Source organism: Enterobacter sp. DC4, from assembly GCF_000568095.1.
GTDB lineage: Bacteria > Pseudomonadota > Gammaproteobacteria > Enterobacterales > Enterobacteriaceae > Enterobacter > Enterobacter pseudoroggenkampii.
Genome location: NZ_AZUB01000005.1, coordinates 288,646 through 305,680, shown reverse-complemented (window position 1 = coordinate 305,680; position 17,035 = coordinate 288,646). Strand labels below are relative to the sequence as shown.

Genomic DNA, 17,035 nt, shown 5'->3' with positions numbered 1-17,035 from the left:
GGTTACCTCAGCGTACGAATGCGGGGATCGGCGAAGCGATAAAGCAGATCGGCGATCAGGTTACCGACGATCAGCATCATCGACGAGAGCATGATGATCGCCATGATCAGCGGGTAGTCCAGCGAGGCGATCGACTGGATCCCGAGCAGCCCCATCCCCGGCCACGAGAAGACGCTTTCCGTCACATAGGCCCCCACAATCAGCTCACCGAACGACAGGCCGAACAGGGTGATCACCGGCAGCAGCACGTTTTTCAGCACGTGGCGGAACAGAATGCTGGAGCGCGTGGCGCCGTAAGCCAGCTGGGTCTGCACGTAGTCGGCCGAGAGCTGCGAGATGGTGTTGGAGCGGATGTAGCGCACGTAGCTGGAGAGGTTGTAGAACGTGAGGGCAATACACGGCAGCACGCCGTGACGCAGCACGTCCAGCGTATTATCTTCCATGCCGATGGTGCGCATCCCCATGCTGGGGAACCAGTTAAGCTGCACGGCAAAGACGGTGATGAGCAAGATGCCGAACCAGAAAATCGGCACCGAGATGCCGATATAGGCGAACAGGTTAAGCACGTGATCCAGCCAGCGGTGCTTAAATGCCCCCGCCAGCAGGCCCAGCGGGATGGCCAGCACGATCGCCAGCAGCAGCGACGCGCCCATCAGCCCCAGCGTGGCCGGAATGCGTTCGCCGATCATCTCCAGCACGGGGCGGTGGTAGATAAGCGAATAGCCGAGATCGCCCTGCAGGACGTTTTTCAGCCACAGGATGTACTGCGTGACCAGGGGCTTATCCAGCCCCAGGCTCTGGCGAATACGCTCGATATCTTCCGGGGCCATGCGCGGCGTAATGTACGCCGCCACCGGATCGCCGGGCGCAAGTTTGACCAGCAAAAACGCCACCAGTGAAATAAAGAACAGCATCGGCAGCAGCTGCAGCAGCCGACGGGTGAGGAGTGTGTTCACGACATGCCCTTACAAAATCCCCGACCTGACGGCCGGGGCAATCACTTATTTCTGATAGATTTTTGATAGATCCTGGAACAGATAGACCGGTTTCGGCTCTGCCTCCTGGGTGCCGCCGAAGCGCTTGTCCACCGCGACGGTCGCATTGGTGTAGGCAATCGGGTAGTAGGTCATGTCGTTCGCCACGGTCTGCTGAATGTGCTTGTAGATATCGGCACGTTTCGCGGCGTCGGTTTCCACGGCGCCTTTATCCCACAGGGCATCAAACTGCGGATTTTTGTAGTGCGCGTAGTTATAGGCTTCGTTGCTCATGAACAGCGATTTGTAACCGTCCGGCTCGGAGCCCATGATGTAGCCGCCCAGGTTCAGCTCCCACGCGGTGTTGTTCATATCAAGGCTGCGCTGAGACATGGCGTTGGAGTCCAGCGGCATCAGCTCCACGTTCACCCCAATCGCCTTCAGCGCCTGCTGAATATAGAGCGCCATGCTCTCCTGGGTTTTGTTGGTGTTCACATACGCCAGGCGCAGCTTGAGGTTGTCCGGCGCGCCGGACGCTTTAAGCAGCTCTTTGGCTTTTTGCAGATCGAATTTGTACTGTTCAACGTCATCCGTCTTGTAAAGCGTATCGGGCGTCAGGAACGACGTCGCCGGTTTCGCGTAGTCCAGCGAGGTAAACGCGGTCTGGGTTAGCTCGTCTTTGTTGATGGCATACGCAATGGCCTGACGCAGCGCTTTGCTCTTCATCACCGGCACGTTCTGGTTGAACGTCATATAGGCCAGACGGCCTTCCGGATAGACCACGAAGTCGAACTTACCGGTATTTTTCAGGCGGTTCACGTCCTGCGGGTCAACCATCTTGAGGTTGATTTCTCCGTTTTGCAGCGCAAGGTTGGCGGCGTTGCTGTCTTTGGCGAAACGGTAGGTAACCGAATCAAGCTTCGCTTTGCCGTTCCAGTAATCGTCAAAACGGGTCAGGGCGTAGTATTGTCCGGCGCGGTACTCTTTAAATTTGAACGGCCCGGAGCCTACCGGCGCATCGTTTTTGCTGCTCTTTTCCAGGTCACCTTCACCTGCGAACACGTGCTGCGGAATCGGGTAGATCTGAACCAGAGTGCCGGTAAAGGCGGCGCTAACCTGCGGTAAGGTGAACTTAACGGTGCGGTCGTCAACCTTGCTTACCTGTACCGGCTTATCGCCGTAGGTGAACATGCTGCGGAAGAAGCTGTGCTGTTTGGCATCCAGCAGCTTATTGAACGTAAAGACCACGTCGTCCGCCGTCAGCGGCTGTCCGTCCTGCCATTTGAGGTTGGGTTTTAACGTCAGGGTGTAGCTCAGGTTGTCGGCGGAGGGCGTCAGGCTTTCCGCCAGGCCCCACTCGATCTTACCGTTGTTGAAGCTATAGAGCGGGGCATACAGCGCCTGCATGATCGTTAACGTGGTACGGTCGCTGGCATAGAGCGGATTAACGGCTAACGGGTCGCCGGAGGTAATACCGATAATCAGCGAACCGCCCTCTTTTGGTGCGTCGCTTTTTGCCGCTGAGGGCGTATTGGTCTCTTTATTTTTCGCATCATCACAGCCCGCCAGGCCTAACGCGAGCGAAACCACCACGGCCGATAACAGAAGCTTGCGCATCTCACTAACTCCTTGCCTTATAAAGTGTTTATTACTGCATCTTTTATTTATGTTGAAGCATCATATGCAGCTTTATCCGTTTACGCATTAATTATGAAAATGCGATTTTCGATTAAGCTTATGCCGGATTTGATATATATAAGCGCCGGAAGGAATAGCGGCAGATCGATTACGCTCAGTTGGTTAAACGCTTCACAAATCTCCTGCTACACTGCCTCAACACATCACTCAAAAGGCAGGCCAACATGTCAGACAACACGTATCAGCCACCAAAAGTGTGGGAATGGAAAAAGAACAACGGCGGCGCGTTCGCCAACATCAACCGCCCCATTTCCGGCGCGACCCATGAGAAAGATCTTCCTGTCGGTTCGCACCCGCTGCAGCTCTACTCGCTGGGAACACCGAACGGCCAGAAAGTGACGATCATGCTCGAAGAGCTGCTGGCGCTGGGCGTGACGGGCGCGGAGTACGACGCGTGGTTGATCCGCATCGGCGAGGGCGATCAGTTCTCCAGCGGCTTCGTTGAGGTGAACCCGAACTCGAAAATACCGGCGCTTCGTGACCACTCCACGAACCCGCCAACGCGCGTATTTGAATCCGGTAATATCCTGCTCTATCTGGCGGAGAAGTTCGGCCACTTCCTGCCGAAAGATCCGGCGGGACGCACCGAAACGCTGAACTGGCTGTTCTGGCTCCAGGGCGCGGCGCCGTTCCTCGGCGGCGGTTTTGGCCACTTCTACAACTACGCCCCGGTGAAAATCGAGTACGCGATTGACCGCTTCACCATGGAAGCCAAACGCCTGTTCGACGTGCTGGATAAACAGCTGGCGCGCGGCCGCTACGTGGCGGGTGAGGAGTACACCATCGCGGATATCGCTATCTGGCCATGGTTCGGCTGCGTGGCGCTGGGCAGCGTGTATAACGCCGCTGAGTTCCTCGACGCAGAAAAGTACACCAACGTGCAGCGCTGGGCGAAAGACGTGGCGAACCGCCATGCCGTTAAGCGCGGACGTATCGTTAACCGCACCAGCGGCGAGCTGAACGAGCAGCTTCACGAACGCCACGCGGCGAGCGACTTCGAGACCAATACAGAAGACAAACGTCAGGCGTGACGACTAGCCGGGCGGATCGCCGCCCGGCCACAGAGATCCTTGCTCAGGGCATGATTGGCCTAAAGGTTGAGCCGGCATTGCTGGCACTATCTGTGCGTTTTTCTCACCTCAGAGTGAGAAGCAACGTATCAACCGACAGCAGTCACAAAGGATCTGTTATGAAACTTATTAAAACAACGCTGGTTATCAGCGCCCTCATTTTTTCCACCTCGGGAATGGCCATCGACAAAACCGCCGCTGGCGCGGTAGCAGGTGCTGCCATTGGTGCGGCCACGGGCAAAGATCTGAAATCGACCGTTGGCGGTGCCGTTGTTGGCGCAGGCACCGGTGCCATGTTCAAAAACGGCGACAAAGGTAAAGCCGCGCGTAAAGGTGGTGCGGTAGGTGCTGCCGTGGGCGCAGGTGCCGCAGCGGTTACCGGCAAGAGCGTGCTGAAAGGTGCAGCCGTTGGCGCGGGAACGGGCGCGCTGATTGGTGAAGCGACGCACTGATAGATTTCGCCGGGCGTCGCAGCGCGTGCCCGGCCTCATTGCTGTTCAGTAATAACCCCGCACTCAATCTCGCATTTTTGCGAGCCGCTTTCCAAAATAGCATTTCCCCTCTGTCGCAGCGATGTTAACAATTGCCAGTCGTAGCCTGAAGATTACAATGCATTTGCTTATCGTAAACTACAGGCTACAATAATGGCTAAGGTTAAACACTACATCACAGCTGACGGGTATGACCCTTTTGATGCATATCTAAGAAGTGTGAAAGATCCCATAGCAAAAGCCATGATTGCCACGCGTGTCGCCAGAATGTCAACGGGTAACTATGGTGATTGTAAACCATGCAGAGAGAGCGTTTCAGAGCTCAGAATTAACCAAGGGCCAGGTTACCGTGTCTATTTCAGCGAAGTCTCCGATCCGGCAGATGGCGCAGTGAGTCTGGTGCTACTGACTGGAACGAAAAAAAAGCAAAGTGCAGATATTGAAAGAGCCGTTGAGTACCTCAACGACTACAAGCGCAGGATATAAAAGGAAATCGCAATGGCTAAATCAGTACTCCATGATGACGCAATGGTACAACTCCTGAAAGATTCTCCGGATTTCGCGCCCGTATATCTTCATCAGGCTTTCATTGAAATTGACGAGCCCGGAGGCTATGAGGCATTCATGCTGGCTTTACGGCATGTTATAGAAGCCTCCGGCGGGATGACTGTCATTGCAAAACGCGCAGGCATTTCTCGCGAATCACTCTACAAATCACTGTCACCAAACGGTAATCCTTCATTTAAGCGTATCGCCGAAGTGGCATCTGCAACGGGATACCCAATATCCCGAATTGCAACAGCAGGATTAAACACAACAGCGTGAGAGCCACTCCAAAATAGGCCCGGATGTACGACCCGGGCAATACATCAATGGTGATCATCATACTGATGCTCAATCACCATCCCTTCCGCCACGCTCGCCACATGACGTGCACGCGGATGATAGACCGGTGCAGGGGCGGCATACGTTGTTTGTGCAGGTGCAGGCGCAACGCTTACCGCCTCAGGAACCGTGGCTGACTGCGGAACAATCACGACCTTATACCCGGCAGGGACATCGACCGTGACGCTCTGGGCCATCGCTGTATTGAACACGGCAAAACCTGCCAGGGCAGCAAATAAAATAATACGGTTTTTCATAAATTGAATTATTTCCGGTATCAAGAAGATAATTCATTATGTCGACTGAATCTTAAGACAATATTAATTTTCATGTTCTGAAATGTGCAGAAAATGCCAAATATATTGTTACAAGCAAATACTTTAATATTTAAAAAATATTGACTTACGTTTTTTAAAAAGGCGGCAAGAAATACGCCTGCATGCCGCCTCACCTGTTATGTTAATACTTAATATCCCGCGCTTTTTGCCGTCCGGACTGTTTCATCTGGCGCTTGTCCTGGCGGCAGTCGTGATTACTCTGGTTATTGTTTGCCACGCAGGTCTGCTTCACCTGCCGTGACGCATCGCGGGTTTCCTGCCTGACATCACGCGCCACGCGCCGTTCCTGCGCCTGCTGGGTCGCACTGGCAAAAACCGAAAACAGCATCAGAAAAATGAAAGAGAGAACAGGGATGACAGATAACGATCTGTTCATAGCAACACCTCATAGAAGAGAGCCCAGAACGTCAGGGGGATTAGCAAAAGAATAGCAGTTTCAGCGCGAGCTGGAGGGGAAGACGTTAATAATGCAAGGCCGCACAAGGCAGCCTTGCAACGCTGCGTTATGCCGTCAGGCGGAACTTCTGCACCGAGCGCTGAAGATCTTCGGTCTGGCGCTCCAGCGCCGCCGCCGCCGCGGAAACCTCTTCAACCAGTGAGGCGTTTTGCTGGGTAACGCCGTCCATCTGGGTAATGGCAACCCCGACCTGCGAAATGCCCTTGCTTTGCTCCTCAGAGGCAGAGGCAATTTGCTTCATAATGGTCGTCACTTCCGTCACGTCACGCAAAATCGCATCCATAGTGGTGCCGGTGTCGCCCACCAGCTTCGCCCCCTGCTCGACGCGGGAAACGGAGTCGGTAATCAGCCCTTCAATCTCTTTGGCCGCGTTGGCGCTTCGGCTTGCCAGGTTGCGGACTTCGCCTGCCACCACCGCGAAACCACGGCCCTGTTCACCCGCGCGCGCCGCTTCAACCGCCGCATTGAGTGCCAGAATATTGGTCTGGAAGGCAATGCTGTTAATGACGTTGGTGATTTCGGCAATTTTCTTCGAGCTTTCCGAAATCCCGCTCATGGTGGTCACCACCTCTTCCACCAGCGAGCCGCCGCGGCTGGCGGTGGTAGAGGCCACATCGGCCAGCTGGCTTGCCTGACGCGCGCTTTCCGCGTTCAGCTTCACCGTGGCGGTCAGCTGTTCCATGCTGGCTGCCGTCTCTTCCAGCGCGGCCGCCTGCTCTTCGGTACGGGACGAGAGATCGTTGTTACCGCTGGAGATCTCCGTTGCGCCGCGCCAGATATTCTCACTGCCGGAGCGGATCGTGCTGACCGCTTCGCGCAGGCTGTCCTGCATGGCGCTCAGCAGCGGCACCAGTTGTCCCACGCAGTTGCGGCCGAACGGCTCAATGGGCTGGCTGAGATCGCCCTGGGCAATCTGGCGGAACTGCTGGCGAATGCGATCCAGCGGTTTGACCAGCATCGCCACCAGGTAGCGGTCGGTAAAGAGCAGGATCAGGAGGCCGATTATCGTGGCGACGATAATCACCGTGCGGGTCATGCTGGTCAGGCTATCCACCACCACGCGGGTGCTGTCGAGCGACTTCGCGGCAGCATTGTTGAACTCTTCAGCCGCCGCACCGAACGCGCGGCTCAGCGGTGGGGTGACGTTGTTGGCCTGCTGACGGTAACCGTCCAGCGCGCCCAGCTTCGCCTGCTGCATTTGCGGCGTCACGCCCTGTTCAAGCAGCGCCTGCCAGGTGCCGATCACCCGGGAAGAGATCTGCTGATCCATCGGGCCTGGAGAGATCGCTTTCATCTCGGCCAGCTTCTTGCCCATGTTATCCAGCGCCTGCTGGGCAGAGGCCAAATCCGGCGTGCCGCCTGCGGCTTTAACTTCCATTGCGCGGCTCAGACGGGTCACAAAGCGGAAATACTGATCGTTACCCTGGCTGAGTACCGTCATCTGTTTAACCAACTGGCGATCGACTTCATTGCCATCAGTCACGCGAGACAGGGACCAGGTGCTGTACAGCCCAACACCCGCCCACATTAAACAAAAGATCCCGAGAATCGCCAGCATGACGAAGCGGATCGTGAAATTACGGAGCATATTCATAAGTCTTCCTTGCCGTGAGGGTGAGTTCGCCCAGAGGCGAGTACTACTCTCGTTATCGGCAGGAACGAGGGAAATTATAACGTTTTGTGATCATTTTTAATTAGCGTGGCTTCACTGGTCGCACAGCCGCCGTTAACCATTATCTTCGCGCTTAGTGATGTGATAAGTTCAGAATGAAAACGGCGTTTCAAAAAATTATCGATAAGAAAAGGAGACATCATGTCCTGGTACCCTGACGCTACCCGCTATGAACATATGCAGTACCGCTACTGTGGAAAGAGCGGTCTGCGCCTTCCTGCGCTGTCGCTGGGACTGTGGCACAGCTTCGGCCACGTTCAGCCTCTTGATGCCCAGCGCGCGCTGCTGCGCAAAGCCTTCGACCTCGGCATCACCCATTTCGATCTCGCCAATAACTACGGACCTCCGGCGGGTAGCGCGGAAGAGAATTTCGGCCGCCTGTTGCGGGAGGACTTCGCCGCGTACCGCGACGAGCTGATTATCTCCACCAAGGCGGGTTACGACATGTGGCCAGGGCCGTACGGCTCGGGCGGTTCACGCAAATATCTGCTCGCCAGCCTCGACCAGAGCCTGAAGCGTCTGGGCGTCGAGTATGTGGATATTTTCTACTCCCATCGCGTGGATGAAAACACGCCGATGGAAGAGACGGCCGCCGCGCTGGCCCACGCCGTGCAGAGCGGCAAAGCGCTGTATGTGGGCATTTCCTCCTACTCAACCGGGCGCACGCAAAAAATGGCCGAGTTGCTGCGCGAGTGGAAGATCCCTCTGCTGATCCACCAGCCGTCCTATAACCTGCTCAACCGCTGGGTCGATAAGACCGGTTTGCTGGATGCGCTGGAAGCAAACGGGACGGGGTGTATTGCCTTTACCCCGCTGGCGCAGGGTTTGCTGACCGGAAAATACCTGAATGGTATTCCTGAAGATTCACGCATGCAGCGTGAAGGCAAGAAAGTCCGTGGTCTGAACGAAAAAATGCTGACCGAGGCCAACCTGAACAGCCTGCGTTTACTCAGTGAAATGGCGCAGGCGCGCGGTCAGACCATGGCGCAGATGGCGCTAAGCTGGCTGCTGAAAGATGCGCGCGTGACGTCCGTGCTGATTGGCGCAAGCCGCCCGGAACAGCTGGAAGAGAATGTTCAGGCGCTGGAAAACCTGCGCTTTACGGAGGACGAACTCAAGCGGATTGACCAGCATGTTGCGGATGGGGAGTTGAATCTGTGGCAGGCGTCGTCGGATAAATAGTGCGGTCTGATGCCCTTGCCCCTCACCCCGCCCTCTCCCCAAAGGGGAGAGGGAGAAAGGCCGCACCGAGCAGTCCCCTCTCCCCTTTGGGGAGAGGGTTAGGGTGAGGGGTAAAGTGTACTTTACTTCTTACTGATCTTATCCAGATACCCCATCACAAACGCAGACAGCACAAACGTCAGGTGGATAATGACGTACCACATCAGTTTGTTATCCGGCACGTTCTTCGCGTCCATAAACACGCGTAGCAGGTGGATAGAGGAGATCGCCACAATCGACGCGGCCACTTTATTCTTCAGCGATGACGCATCCATTTTGCCCAGCCAGCTGAGCTTCTCTTTACGCTCGTCGATATCAAGCTGGGAGACAAAATTCTCGTAGCCGGAGAACATCACCATCACCAGCAGCCCGCCCACCAGGGTCATATCCACCAGCGACAGCAGAACCAGAATCAAATCCGCTTCGGCAATGGAAAAAATGTTCGGCAGAACATGCAGGATTTCCTGAAAGAACTTAATCGTCAGCGCGACAAGCGCCAGCGAAAGGCCAAAATAGACGGGGGCCAGTATCCAGCGAGAGGCGTACATGGCATTTTCAAAAAAGCGTTCCATAAAGTCCTGTTTGCAAAAGAAACCAGCGCCCAGTATATCTCAACGGCGCTGACTGTTTGCAATAACTCAACAGTACGCCACTCAGACGTTGTCCGGGTTAACCTCGGGACGGGCGTACTCCGGCCAGACAAGCGCCACCAGCTCAGGATAGGCTTCCAGACTGAACTCGCGAAAACACTGCCGCAAATTTAATACGTCCAGATCGGAATAAGAGACCTTCTCACCGTTAAGGCAGCGCTTTTTGATATTGTCATAATATTTATACACGGCTGAATTCAGGTCGCTACAGCGACGCTGCGCCTCAAACAGTCCGGGCGTATCATTAATTTCCGACATTTTCATGCGCTTAATTGTCGCGTGTAAAAAGTCGATATATTCGTGGTTCACCCGCCAGTACCAGACCGGCGTAACGGAGTTCATCAATACAGAGAAATGGTCTTCACCTTCCTCTTTTGTCATCAGTTCAGGTTGCGGGGGTTCACTGGTGTCTTTCGACACTTTCGTTTTATTGAACTCCTGCATCAATAAAAGAACACCAGCGGTCAGTAATAGTAATGTGATGACCGTAAAAAAGATGCTGTTCATGGGTAGGCTCCATTTTTTTTGATTTTAAATTTGCCTCATGATATTGTCAACGAATCTCACGCCTTTACCAACCCCACCCTGTTGAAATTAAAGGAAATTGAAAATGCTGCCCGACTATCTCGTCCCGGCTAAGTACCACATCACGCCTGTGGAACAGCAACCGACGGAAGCAGAAAAAGAGGCCAGTTTCACTCAGGGGAAAAGAAAGCTCTCTGATTTCGAGCCCGATATATTAATTGGTGTTTCCCGAACTGGCAAATCCCGAAATATGTTGCTGGAAGAGCACGATCGCCATATAAAAGACCGCTTATTTCGCGCCATAAAAATTGAAGCCTTTGTCCACCTGCTGAATGACCTGCAGGCCGAGGGTGAAATAGATGCCCAGAAACTAAGTCAAATATTGGCCGAGAAAACCGAAGAAATTAACGAAGCGGGCAATGAAATTTGGCTTAACTTAATTACGCGCGAAAAAAACAACCCAATTTTTTATAGCCTGGGGGAGGATTAACGTGAAGGAAGTTAAAAACAACGACGTTTATTTGACTTTAGATGATAAGAAAAGTGATGAATTTATCTTAAAGCAAAATCTCGATGCGCTGCGAAACACAAAAAATGACGAGATGACGCGTATTACCCAGGACCTGGTATCGATCCCGGCAACGCTGGTGCGGCTGAAATGGCAGAATCGCCGCGAAATTTATCCGCTACAGGTCAAAGAAGAAATTTACGGTGCCGTGATGAACGCCATCATGGAACAGCGGCCAGAGCTGAAAGAGAAGCTTCTGGGTCGCCTCGAGGCCAATTACCAGTATCTGCTTTCCAGAGAAATCGCCACCCTGCGCCTGACGCGCAAGCTGTCAGACGGTGAGTTCCGTACCTCAAACGTCACCTGCGTGGCGCTTGATGAAGACGCGCTGGCGTCTGGTGCCAGCGCCCCCTCCGAACCGCAACGCTAATTAAATCTGAATACGGCAATCGCCTCTTTTAACTGACCCGTCTGCTGGCGCTGCGCTTCAGCCACCTGCACTGTTTGCGCTACGTGACGTACGTTCTCCTGCACGCTGGCATCGATGCTGGCAATGCTGTCGTTCATCTGCGCAATGCTTGCCCGCTGCTGCTCGCTCATCTGCGACAGTTCTTCCAGCAGAGAGCGAAGCCCTTCGATACTCTCAATGATCGACTTCATTGTCATACCCGCCTGCTCAACCTGCTCGACGCCCTGCAGCGTGGTTGCCTGCGATGCGGTCAGAAGCTGGCGGATATCTTTTGCAGCCCCCTCGCTGCGCTGGGCCAACACGCGCACTTCCGAGGCAACCACCGCGAAGCCTTTGCCATGTTCGCCCGCTCTGGCAGCCTCGACCGAGGCGTTGAGCGACAGAATATTGGTCTGGAACGCAATCCCGTCGATCAGCTCCAGAATGGCGTAAATGCGCTGCGACTCCTCGCGAATGTGCTCCATCGCCGCAATCGCCTGCCGTACGTTATGGCCCCCCTGCTCCGCCACGTTACTGGTACTGAATGCCACCTCCCGAACCTGGCGGGCTTTTTCACTGGTCAGGGTGGCAACAGCCCTTAACTGTTCCATCGCACTGGCCGCCGTCGCCAGCGAACTTGCCTGGTGATCGGTACGTTCCGACAGCGCGCTGTTGCGTTGTCCTAACGCGCGGGATGCCTCCAGCAGTTGCCCAATATTGGCGCTGACCTGCTCAAGCGTGGCGCGCATGGTGCCCAGCGTCAGGCTGAACGTGCGGGCAAATGAAGACTCTGCGGGGACCGCATCGACGACCAGCGTGAGGTACCCCGGTTCACGGTTGATCACCCCCGCCAGCCTTGCCACCTCGCTCGCCGAGCGGGCGTCCTGCTCCATTCGTATCGCCAGCAGAACCAGAATTGCGGTCTGGACCACCACAAACAGCCCGTGGAAAACCACCATATGAAAGCCGTTGTGCATGAACACCACGACGCCGTAAAGGTCATTCTCCTGCAGATAGTTAAACACCAGATGATGTAACGCGATGACCGCCGCCCCCATCACCAGCGGGCGCCAGTCTCGCCAGGCAAGGAGCGCGGAGAGCAGGACAAAAACCGAAAAATGGTATTCAGTTTCGCCTTCGCCCAGATGAATCAGCAGCGCGGAAAATGCCATTAGCACAAACGCAGAGCTCAGGCGGAGCAACAGCGCGCCGGGAAACAACAGCGTCAGCAGCGTCGATAAACAGGCCAGAGAGGTGCCAATAATCGCCCCCTGCAGGATATTCTCGTTGATATAGCCCACCCCCAGCGAGATGGCCCACAGCGACCAGATGAGCACCAGTATTAGCCTGTCGGCGCGTCGTCGAATGGCAGAAAGCGAGAACAGATCGTTTTGAGGCGCGTGCGGATACAGCCATGTCATCGTAGCCATAGGGAGTCTCTTGCTGTGCAGGTGAAAAGATCCTTCGAAGAAGGTTTGTTTTTATTATCTTTTTTAAGCGTAGTGGGGATATTCCACGACGTCATTTCAGCCAACGATATATTTTAATGGCTCAGCCGAATACTGATATTTACTTAACTATCAATGGATTATTAATTATGGCTTTATTGATAAGGAAATATGAAGAATGGGGATATACAGCAGAAAATAATAACGATGCCGCGTGGCAGAAAACAAAAAAGCTGGCTTTCGCCAGCTTTCGTTCTATTTTTTGGCCGCTTTTTCTTCGCCGACCAGCCCAATCTTCAGGTAACCCGCCTGATGCAGCGTGTCCATTACCTTCATCATGGTTTCATAATCAACGGTTTTATCCGCACGGAAGAAGACCGTGGTGTCTTTCTTACCGCCCGTAAGCTGATCCAGGGCCGGGATGACAGAGTCGGCCGTCACCGGGTCATTGCCGAGGAACATGGATTTATCCGCCTTCACCGACAGGTAGATAGGCTTCTCCGGGCGCGGCTGGGGCTGGCTGGATGAGGCAGGCAGATTTACCTTCACATCCACCGTCGCCAGCGGCGCAGCCACCATGAAGATAATCAGCAGAACCAGCATAACGTCGATAAACGGCGTCACGTTGATCTCATGCATTTCACCGTTATCGTCCAGATTTTCGTTTAGACGCATCGCCATACTATCAACCCACGCGCAGTTTGGACGCCGCGTGCACCGGCTTAACCGAGCTGGCATTCAGGTCGAGATCGCGACTTTGCAGCAGCAGAACCTGCGCGGCAACGTCACCGAGCGTCGCTTTGTAGCTGCCAATCATACGCGCGAAGATGTTATAGATAACCACCGCTGGAATCGCCGCGACCAGACCAATCGCCGTCGCCAGCAGCGCTTCTGCGATACCCGGGGCCACAACCGCCAGGTTGGTGGTTTGGGTCTGCGCGATACCGATAAAGCTGTTCATGATGCCCCAGACCGTACCGAAAAGACCGATAAACGGTGAGATCGCCCCGATGGTCGCCAGATAACCATTGCCGCGCCCCATGTGTCGACCAACGGCCGCCACGCGACGCTCCAGGCGGAAACCGGTACGTTCTTTGATGCCTTCGTTATCTTCACTGCCCGCGGAGAGTTCCAGCTCGTTCTGCGCTTCATTCACGAGCAGGGTGGTCAGGCTTTTCGCGTGGAAGGATGAGGTCATGTCTGAAGCCTGATCCAGAGAGCGGGCTTCAGCCAGCTGCTGCTGTTCCCGCTTGAGGCGACGCTTCTGCGAAAGCAGCTCGGCGCTCTTGCTGAAGAAGATAGCCCAGGTGACAACGGACGCCAGAATCAGGCCGATCATCACAATCTTAACCACGATGTCAGCATGCTGATACATGCCCCAAACGGAGAGATCCGCCTGCATCAAATTATTACCCACTCTGTATCTCCAGGACGCAAATCACAAAATCTGAACGTAATAATATCAAAACGTCGTCGAATTGATAGTAGTTCTCATTAGTATTTGCATAGTGCCGCAATTTTCGTTCACTTTCCTTGCGCTTACGCAGTAAAAATTTCTTATGCGGTTTTTTGCTAATATTTTCTGCTTATTCGATAAGCCTGCGGGTGCAGTTTTTTCCAATCGTGGTAGTCTGGACGTCCAGACGTATAAAAACAGGGTTAGCGAACATGACAAAGAAGCATCTTGATACCACGCTGGTACAGGCAGGACGCAGCAAAAAATATACCCAGGGATCGGTCAACAGCGTGATTCAACGCGCCTCCTCGCTGGTGTTTGATACCGTTGAGGAGAAAAAAATCGCCACGCGCAACCGCGCGAAAGGCGGCCTGTTTTATGGCCGTCGCGGCACGCTAACCCATTTTTCTCTGCAGGAGGCGATGTGCGAGCTGGAAGGCGGCGCAGGCTGCGCGCTGTTCCCGTGCGGAGCGGCTGCGGTCGCCAACACCATTCTGGCTTTCGTGGAACAGGGCGATCACATCCTGATGACCAACACCGCCTACGAACCCAGCCAGGACTTCTGTACCAAAATGCTCAGCAAGCTCGGCGTAACCACCGGCTGGTTCGACCCGCTGATTGGTGAAGGCATTGCCGAACTTATTCAGCCAAACACGCGCATTGTGTTCCTGGAATCGCCGGGGTCGCTCACCATGGAAGTTCACGACGTGCCGGCTATCGTGAAGGCCGTGCGCAGCAAAGCGCCAGAGGCGATCGTCATGATCGACAACACCTGGGCGGCAGGCGTGCTGTTCAAAGCGCTGGAATTCGACATTGATATCTCCATTCAGGCGGCGACCAAATACCTGATTGGCCACTCGGACGGCATGATCGGCACGGCGGTCTCCAACGCGCGCTGCTGGGATCAGCTGCGTGAAAACGCCTACCTGATGGGGCAAATGGTGGACGCAGACACGGCCTACATGACCAGCCGGGGCATCCGCACGCTGGGCGTTCGCCTGCGTCAGCACCATGAAAGCAGCCTGAAGGTGGCCGAATGGCTGGCGCAGCATCCGCAGGTTGAGCGCGTGAATCACCCCGCGCTACCCGGCAGTAAAGGCCATGAGTTCTGGCAACGTGACTTTACGGGCAGCAGCGGGTTGTTCTCGTTTGTGCTGAAAAAACGCCTGAATAACGACGAGCTGGCGAGCTATCTGGATAATTTTACCCTCTTCAGCATGGCCTACTCGTGGGGCGGTTTTGAATCCCTGATCCTGGCTAACCAGCCGGAACAGATTGCGGCCCTGCGCCCCGGTGGCGACGTGGACTTCAGCGGTACCCTGATTCGACTGCATATCGGTTTAGAAAATGTTGACGATCTGATTGCGGATTTAGCAGCAGGGTTCGAGCGTATCGTGTAGAGTGCTGGCTGAAAATGTACTCCCTGGACGCTTTTATGGACACCGCAAGCGGAAAAGTCTGCATGAGTTGCGCCCGGGATCAAACCCGACGGGCGAATAAGGGAGTACAATAGCGCTATATCTGCTGTTCCACAGGAAAGTCCATGGCTGTTATTCAAGATATTATCGCGGCGCTCTGGCACCACGATTTTGCCGCGCTGGCGGATCCTCACGTCGTCGGTATCGTCTATTTCGTGATGTTCGCAACTCTGTTTCTGGAAAATGGATTACTGCCAGCCTCGTTTTTACCCGGTGACAGCCTGCTTTTACTTGCCGGGGCGTTAATCGGTAAAGGCGTCATGGACTTCACGCCAACGATGGTTATCCTCACCTCCGCCGCCAGCCTGGGCTGCTGGCTGAGCTATCTGCAGGGCCGCTGGCTGGGGAACACGCGCGTCGTCAAAAGCTGGCTGGCGCAGCTGCCGCATAAATATCATCAGCGTGCGACCTGCATGTTTGACCGGCACGGTCTGCTTGCGCTGCTGGCGGGGCGTTTCCTGGCGTTTGTTCGCACGCTTCTGCCGACGATGGCGGGCATTTCCGGCCTGTCGAACCGCCGCTTCCAGTTCTTCAACTGGCTGAGCGCCCTGCTGTGGGTTGGCGTGGTGACGACGCTCGGCTACGCGCTGAATATGATCCCCTTCGTGAAACACCACGAAGATCAGGTGATGACCTTCCTCATGGTGCTGCCGATGTTCCTGCTGGTGGCGGGCCTGGTGGGGACTATCGCGGTGGTGATTAAGAAAAAGTACTGCAGCGCATAATTCAACAAAGCCGGGTGGCGCTATCGCTTACCCGGCCTACGTTTTTCGTCAGACTCCCTGCATCGTTCTTATACGTGACGCATCCTCTCCCGGCGTAACGCCGAAATAGCGCTTAAACTCCCGACTGAACTGCGACGCACTTTCGTAGCCCACCCGCATCGCCGCCGCGCTGGCCTTCATACCGTCGTGGATCATCAGCATCCGCGCCTTATGCAGCCGGTAGGTTTTAAGGTACTGCAGCGGCGAGGTGCTGGTCACCGATTTAAAATTATGGTGAAACGCCGAGACGCTCATGTTCGCTTCCGCCGCCAGCTGGTCGACGCTGAGGTTTTCCGTGTACTGGCTCTCGATACGCTTGAGCACGCGGCTTATCAGACTGAAGTGGGTCTGTCGGCTCACCAGGGCCAGTAACGCTCCGCCCCCCGGGCCCAGCAGCACGTGGTAGAGAATTTCGCGGATAATCTGCTTGCCCAGAATGCGCGCGTCCAGCGGCCTCTCCATCACGTCCAGCAGACGCTCAATGGCGCAGAGGATCTCTTCCGACAGCGTCGCCGAGTTAATCCCGCTCGAAGCCATCGAAGGCTGGAAGAACTCGTCTTCACCTATCTCCATCAGCAGCTCCTGCAGCTGGAGAATATCGACATTGACGCGAATACCCGCCAGCGGAACCGCCTCTGTCGCGAAGGTTTCACATTCAAAGGGTAAAGGTACCGTCAGAAGCAGATATTCATTGGTGTCGTAGCGGAACACGCGCTCGTTGATATAGCCAATTTTATGGCCCGAGAAGAGAAAAACGATGCCCGGCTGATACATGACCGGCGTGCGCGTCCCGGGCTGCGTGCCATAAAGCAGGCGAATATCAGGAAGCAGGCCACTGACGCCATTTTCGTTATCTATCAGTCTTTTAATCTGCGCAGTGAGCTGCTGGCAGATAGCCTCACGGTTCATCTTGCGTTACTCCGGGTGCGTTTTTCGACGTTGACAGTGTGCG

At 55.0% G+C, this 17,035-nt stretch carries 20 protein-coding genes; 9 read left to right on the top strand and 11 right to left on the bottom strand.

All coding sequences use genetic code 11. From position 1 onward, the window contains the following. Window positions 1-2: 2 nt before the first annotated feature. Complete coding sequence (locus tag P349_RS08055; protein WP_032650236.1) at window positions 3-956, bottom strand: ABC transporter permease; 954 nt, start codon at window positions 954-956, stop codon at window positions 3-5. A gap of 45 nt (window positions 957-1,001) precedes the next feature. Further along, on the bottom strand, window positions 1,002-2,591 hold the full coding sequence (locus tag P349_RS08060; protein WP_032650237.1) for an ABC transporter substrate-binding protein: 1,590 nt from the start codon (window positions 2,589-2,591) through the stop codon (window positions 1,002-1,004). A gap of 245 nt (window positions 2,592-2,836) precedes the next feature. Here P349_RS08060 and yghU point away from each other — a divergent pair, with 245 nt between their 5' ends. The 4 genes from yghU to P349_RS08080 all read left to right on the top strand — a co-directional run bounded on the left by yghU (window position 2,837) and on the right by P349_RS08080 (window position 5,058). Next, entirely contained in the window at window positions 2,837-3,703 is an 867-nt protein-coding gene (yghU, locus tag P349_RS08065; protein ID WP_008499796.1) for a glutathione-dependent disulfide-bond oxidoreductase, read from the top strand. Between the two features lie 158 nt (window positions 3,704-3,861). Next, window positions 3,862-4,194: a glycine zipper domain-containing protein gene (locus P349_RS08070; protein WP_008499797.1), complete on the top strand. Its 333-nt coding sequence runs from the start codon at window positions 3,862-3,864 to the stop codon at window positions 4,192-4,194. A gap of 192 nt (window positions 4,195-4,386) precedes the next feature. Continuing rightward, entirely contained in the window at window positions 4,387-4,719 is a 333-nt protein-coding gene (locus P349_RS08075) for a type II toxin-antitoxin system RelE/ParE family toxin (RefSeq protein ID WP_008499798.1), read from the top strand. A 12-nt stretch (window positions 4,720-4,731) separates the two neighbouring features. Next, window positions 4,732-5,058 (top strand): helix-turn-helix domain-containing transcriptional regulator, encoded by a 327-nt coding sequence (locus tag P349_RS08080; protein ID WP_008499799.1) that lies wholly within the window; start codon window positions 4,732-4,734, stop codon window positions 5,056-5,058. A gap of 44 nt (window positions 5,059-5,102) precedes the next feature. Here the strand turns inward: P349_RS08080 and P349_RS08085 are convergent, their stop codons facing one another. The 3 genes from P349_RS08085 to P349_RS08095 form a co-directional block, all read right to left on the bottom strand. Then, window positions 5,103-5,375 (bottom strand): hypothetical protein, encoded by a 273-nt coding sequence (locus tag P349_RS08085; protein WP_024906522.1) that lies wholly within the window; start codon window positions 5,373-5,375, stop codon window positions 5,103-5,105. A 202-nt stretch (window positions 5,376-5,577) separates the two neighbouring features. Further along, on the bottom strand, window positions 5,578-5,832 hold the full coding sequence (locus P349_RS08090) for a hypothetical protein (RefSeq protein WP_024906521.1): 255 nt from the start codon (window positions 5,830-5,832) through the stop codon (window positions 5,578-5,580). Window positions 5,833-5,959: 127 nt separating this feature from the next. Next, window positions 5,960-7,507 carry a methyl-accepting chemotaxis protein gene (locus tag P349_RS08095; protein ID WP_032650238.1) on the bottom strand — a complete coding sequence of 516 codons (1,548 nt, stop codon included), beginning with the start codon at window positions 7,505-7,507 and terminating at the stop codon, window positions 5,960-5,962. 219 nt (window positions 7,508-7,726) lie between these two features. On the opposite strand from P349_RS08095, the gene P349_RS08100 reads away from it, so the two are divergent. After that, complete coding sequence (locus P349_RS08100; protein WP_032650239.1) at window positions 7,727-8,767, top strand: aldo/keto reductase; 1,041 nt, start codon at window positions 7,727-7,729, stop codon at window positions 8,765-8,767. Between the two features lie 122 nt (window positions 8,768-8,889). Here the strand turns inward: P349_RS08100 and P349_RS08105 are convergent, their stop codons facing one another. Both P349_RS08105 and P349_RS08110 read right to left on the bottom strand, forming a co-directional pair. Further along, window positions 8,890-9,378, bottom strand: a complete 489-nt coding sequence (locus P349_RS08105; RefSeq protein WP_023333400.1) for a TIGR00645 family protein — start codon at window positions 9,376-9,378, stop codon at window positions 8,890-8,892. A gap of 81 nt (window positions 9,379-9,459) precedes the next feature. Next, window positions 9,460-9,963, bottom strand: coding sequence for an ESA_00282 family adhesion-associated protein (locus P349_RS08110; protein ID WP_023309170.1), 504 nt, complete (start codon window positions 9,961-9,963; stop codon window positions 9,460-9,462). 103 nt (window positions 9,964-10,066) lie between these two features. Between P349_RS08110 and P349_RS08115 the strand changes: the two genes are divergently transcribed. Both P349_RS08115 and P349_RS08120 read left to right on the top strand, forming a co-directional pair. Then, window positions 10,067-10,471, top strand: coding sequence for a hypothetical protein (locus P349_RS08115; RefSeq protein ID WP_023333402.1), 405 nt, complete (start codon window positions 10,067-10,069; stop codon window positions 10,469-10,471). A 1-nt stretch (window position 10,472) separates the two neighbouring features. Beyond that, window positions 10,473-10,919, top strand: a complete 447-nt coding sequence (locus P349_RS08120) for a hypothetical protein (protein WP_032650240.1) — start codon at window positions 10,473-10,475, stop codon at window positions 10,917-10,919. Here the strand turns inward: P349_RS08120 and P349_RS08125 are convergent. From P349_RS08125 to exbB, 3 genes are all read right to left on the bottom strand, one after another. After that, window positions 10,916-12,367: a methyl-accepting chemotaxis protein gene (locus P349_RS08125; protein WP_032650241.1), complete on the bottom strand. Its 1,452-nt coding sequence runs from the start codon at window positions 12,365-12,367 to the stop codon at window positions 10,916-10,918. The genes P349_RS08120 and P349_RS08125 overlap by 4 nt on opposite strands. A gap of 273 nt (window positions 12,368-12,640) precedes the next feature. Further along, entirely contained in the window at window positions 12,641-13,066 is a 426-nt protein-coding gene (gene exbD, locus P349_RS08130; protein ID WP_024906515.1) for a TonB system transport protein ExbD, read from the bottom strand. Window positions 13,067-13,070: 4 nt separating this feature from the next. Then, on the bottom strand, window positions 13,071-13,802 hold the full coding sequence (exbB, locus tag P349_RS08135) for a tol-pal system-associated acyl-CoA thioesterase (RefSeq protein ID WP_024906514.1): 732 nt from the start codon (window positions 13,800-13,802) through the stop codon (window positions 13,071-13,073). 251 nt (window positions 13,803-14,053) lie between these two features. Between exbB and metC the strand changes: the two genes are divergently transcribed. Beyond that, window positions 14,054-15,241, top strand: a complete 1,188-nt coding sequence (metC, locus tag P349_RS08140; protein WP_032650242.1) for a cystathionine beta-lyase — start codon at window positions 14,054-14,056, stop codon at window positions 15,239-15,241. A gap of 143 nt (window positions 15,242-15,384) precedes the next feature. Beyond that, on the top strand, window positions 15,385-16,044 hold the full coding sequence (gene yghB / locus P349_RS08145; protein WP_024906512.1) for a DedA family general envelope maintenance protein YghB: 660 nt from the start codon (window positions 15,385-15,387) through the stop codon (window positions 16,042-16,044). A gap of 48 nt (window positions 16,045-16,092) precedes the next feature. Here yghB and P349_RS08150 read toward each other — a convergent pair whose 3' ends face one another. Then, window positions 16,093-16,992 (bottom strand): AraC family transcriptional regulator, encoded by a 900-nt coding sequence (locus P349_RS08150; protein ID WP_032650243.1) that lies wholly within the window; start codon window positions 16,990-16,992, stop codon window positions 16,093-16,095. Between the last annotated feature and the right edge of the window lie 43 nt (window positions 16,993-17,035).

What these genes read in the sequence shown, in the direction of transcription:
- P349_RS08110 (WP_023309170.1), bottom strand. Translation starts at nt 9,963, where the DNA reads ATGAACAGCATCTTTTTTACGGTCATCACATTACTATTACTGACCGCT.
- P349_RS08100 (WP_032650239.1), top strand. Translation starts at nt 7,727, where the DNA reads ATGTCCTGGTACCCTGACGCTACCCGCTATGAACATATGCAGTACCGC.
- exbD (WP_024906515.1), bottom strand. Translation starts at nt 13,066, where the DNA reads ATGGCGATGCGTCTAAACGAAAATCTGGACGATAACGGTGAAATGCAT.
- P349_RS08070 (WP_008499797.1), top strand. Translation starts at nt 3,862, where the DNA reads ATGAAACTTATTAAAACAACGCTGGTTATCAGCGCCCTCATTTTTTCC.
- P349_RS08080 (WP_008499799.1), top strand. Translation starts at nt 4,732, where the DNA reads ATGGCTAAATCAGTACTCCATGATGACGCAATGGTACAACTCCTGAAA.
- P349_RS08105 (WP_023333400.1), bottom strand. Translation starts at nt 9,378, where the DNA reads ATGGAACGCTTTTTTGAAAATGCCATGTACGCCTCTCGCTGGATACTG.
- P349_RS08095 (WP_032650238.1), bottom strand. Translation starts at nt 7,507, where the DNA reads ATGAATATGCTCCGTAATTTCACGATCCGCTTCGTCATGCTGGCGATT.
- yghB (WP_024906512.1), top strand. Translation starts at nt 15,385, where the DNA reads ATGGCTGTTATTCAAGATATTATCGCGGCGCTCTGGCACCACGATTTT.
- yghU (WP_008499796.1), top strand. Translation starts at nt 2,837, where the DNA reads ATGTCAGACAACACGTATCAGCCACCAAAAGTGTGGGAATGGAAAAAG.
- P349_RS08090 (WP_024906521.1), bottom strand. Translation starts at nt 5,832, where the DNA reads ATGAACAGATCGTTATCTGTCATCCCTGTTCTCTCTTTCATTTTTCTG.
- metC (WP_032650242.1), top strand. Translation starts at nt 14,054, where the DNA reads ATGACAAAGAAGCATCTTGATACCACGCTGGTACAGGCAGGACGCAGC.
- P349_RS08085 (WP_024906522.1), bottom strand. Translation starts at nt 5,375, where the DNA reads ATGAAAAACCGTATTATTTTATTTGCTGCCCTGGCAGGTTTTGCCGTG.
- P349_RS08075 (WP_008499798.1), top strand. Translation starts at nt 4,387, where the DNA reads ATGGCTAAGGTTAAACACTACATCACAGCTGACGGGTATGACCCTTTT.
- P349_RS08115 (WP_023333402.1), top strand. Translation starts at nt 10,067, where the DNA reads ATGCTGCCCGACTATCTCGTCCCGGCTAAGTACCACATCACGCCTGTG.
- P349_RS08150 (WP_032650243.1), bottom strand. Translation starts at nt 16,992, where the DNA reads ATGAACCGTGAGGCTATCTGCCAGCAGCTCACTGCGCAGATTAAAAGA.
- P349_RS08060 (WP_032650237.1), bottom strand. Translation starts at nt 2,591, where the DNA reads ATGCGCAAGCTTCTGTTATCGGCCGTGGTGGTTTCGCTCGCGTTAGGC.
- P349_RS08125 (WP_032650241.1), bottom strand. Translation starts at nt 12,367, where the DNA reads ATGGCTACGATGACATGGCTGTATCCGCACGCGCCTCAAAACGATCTG.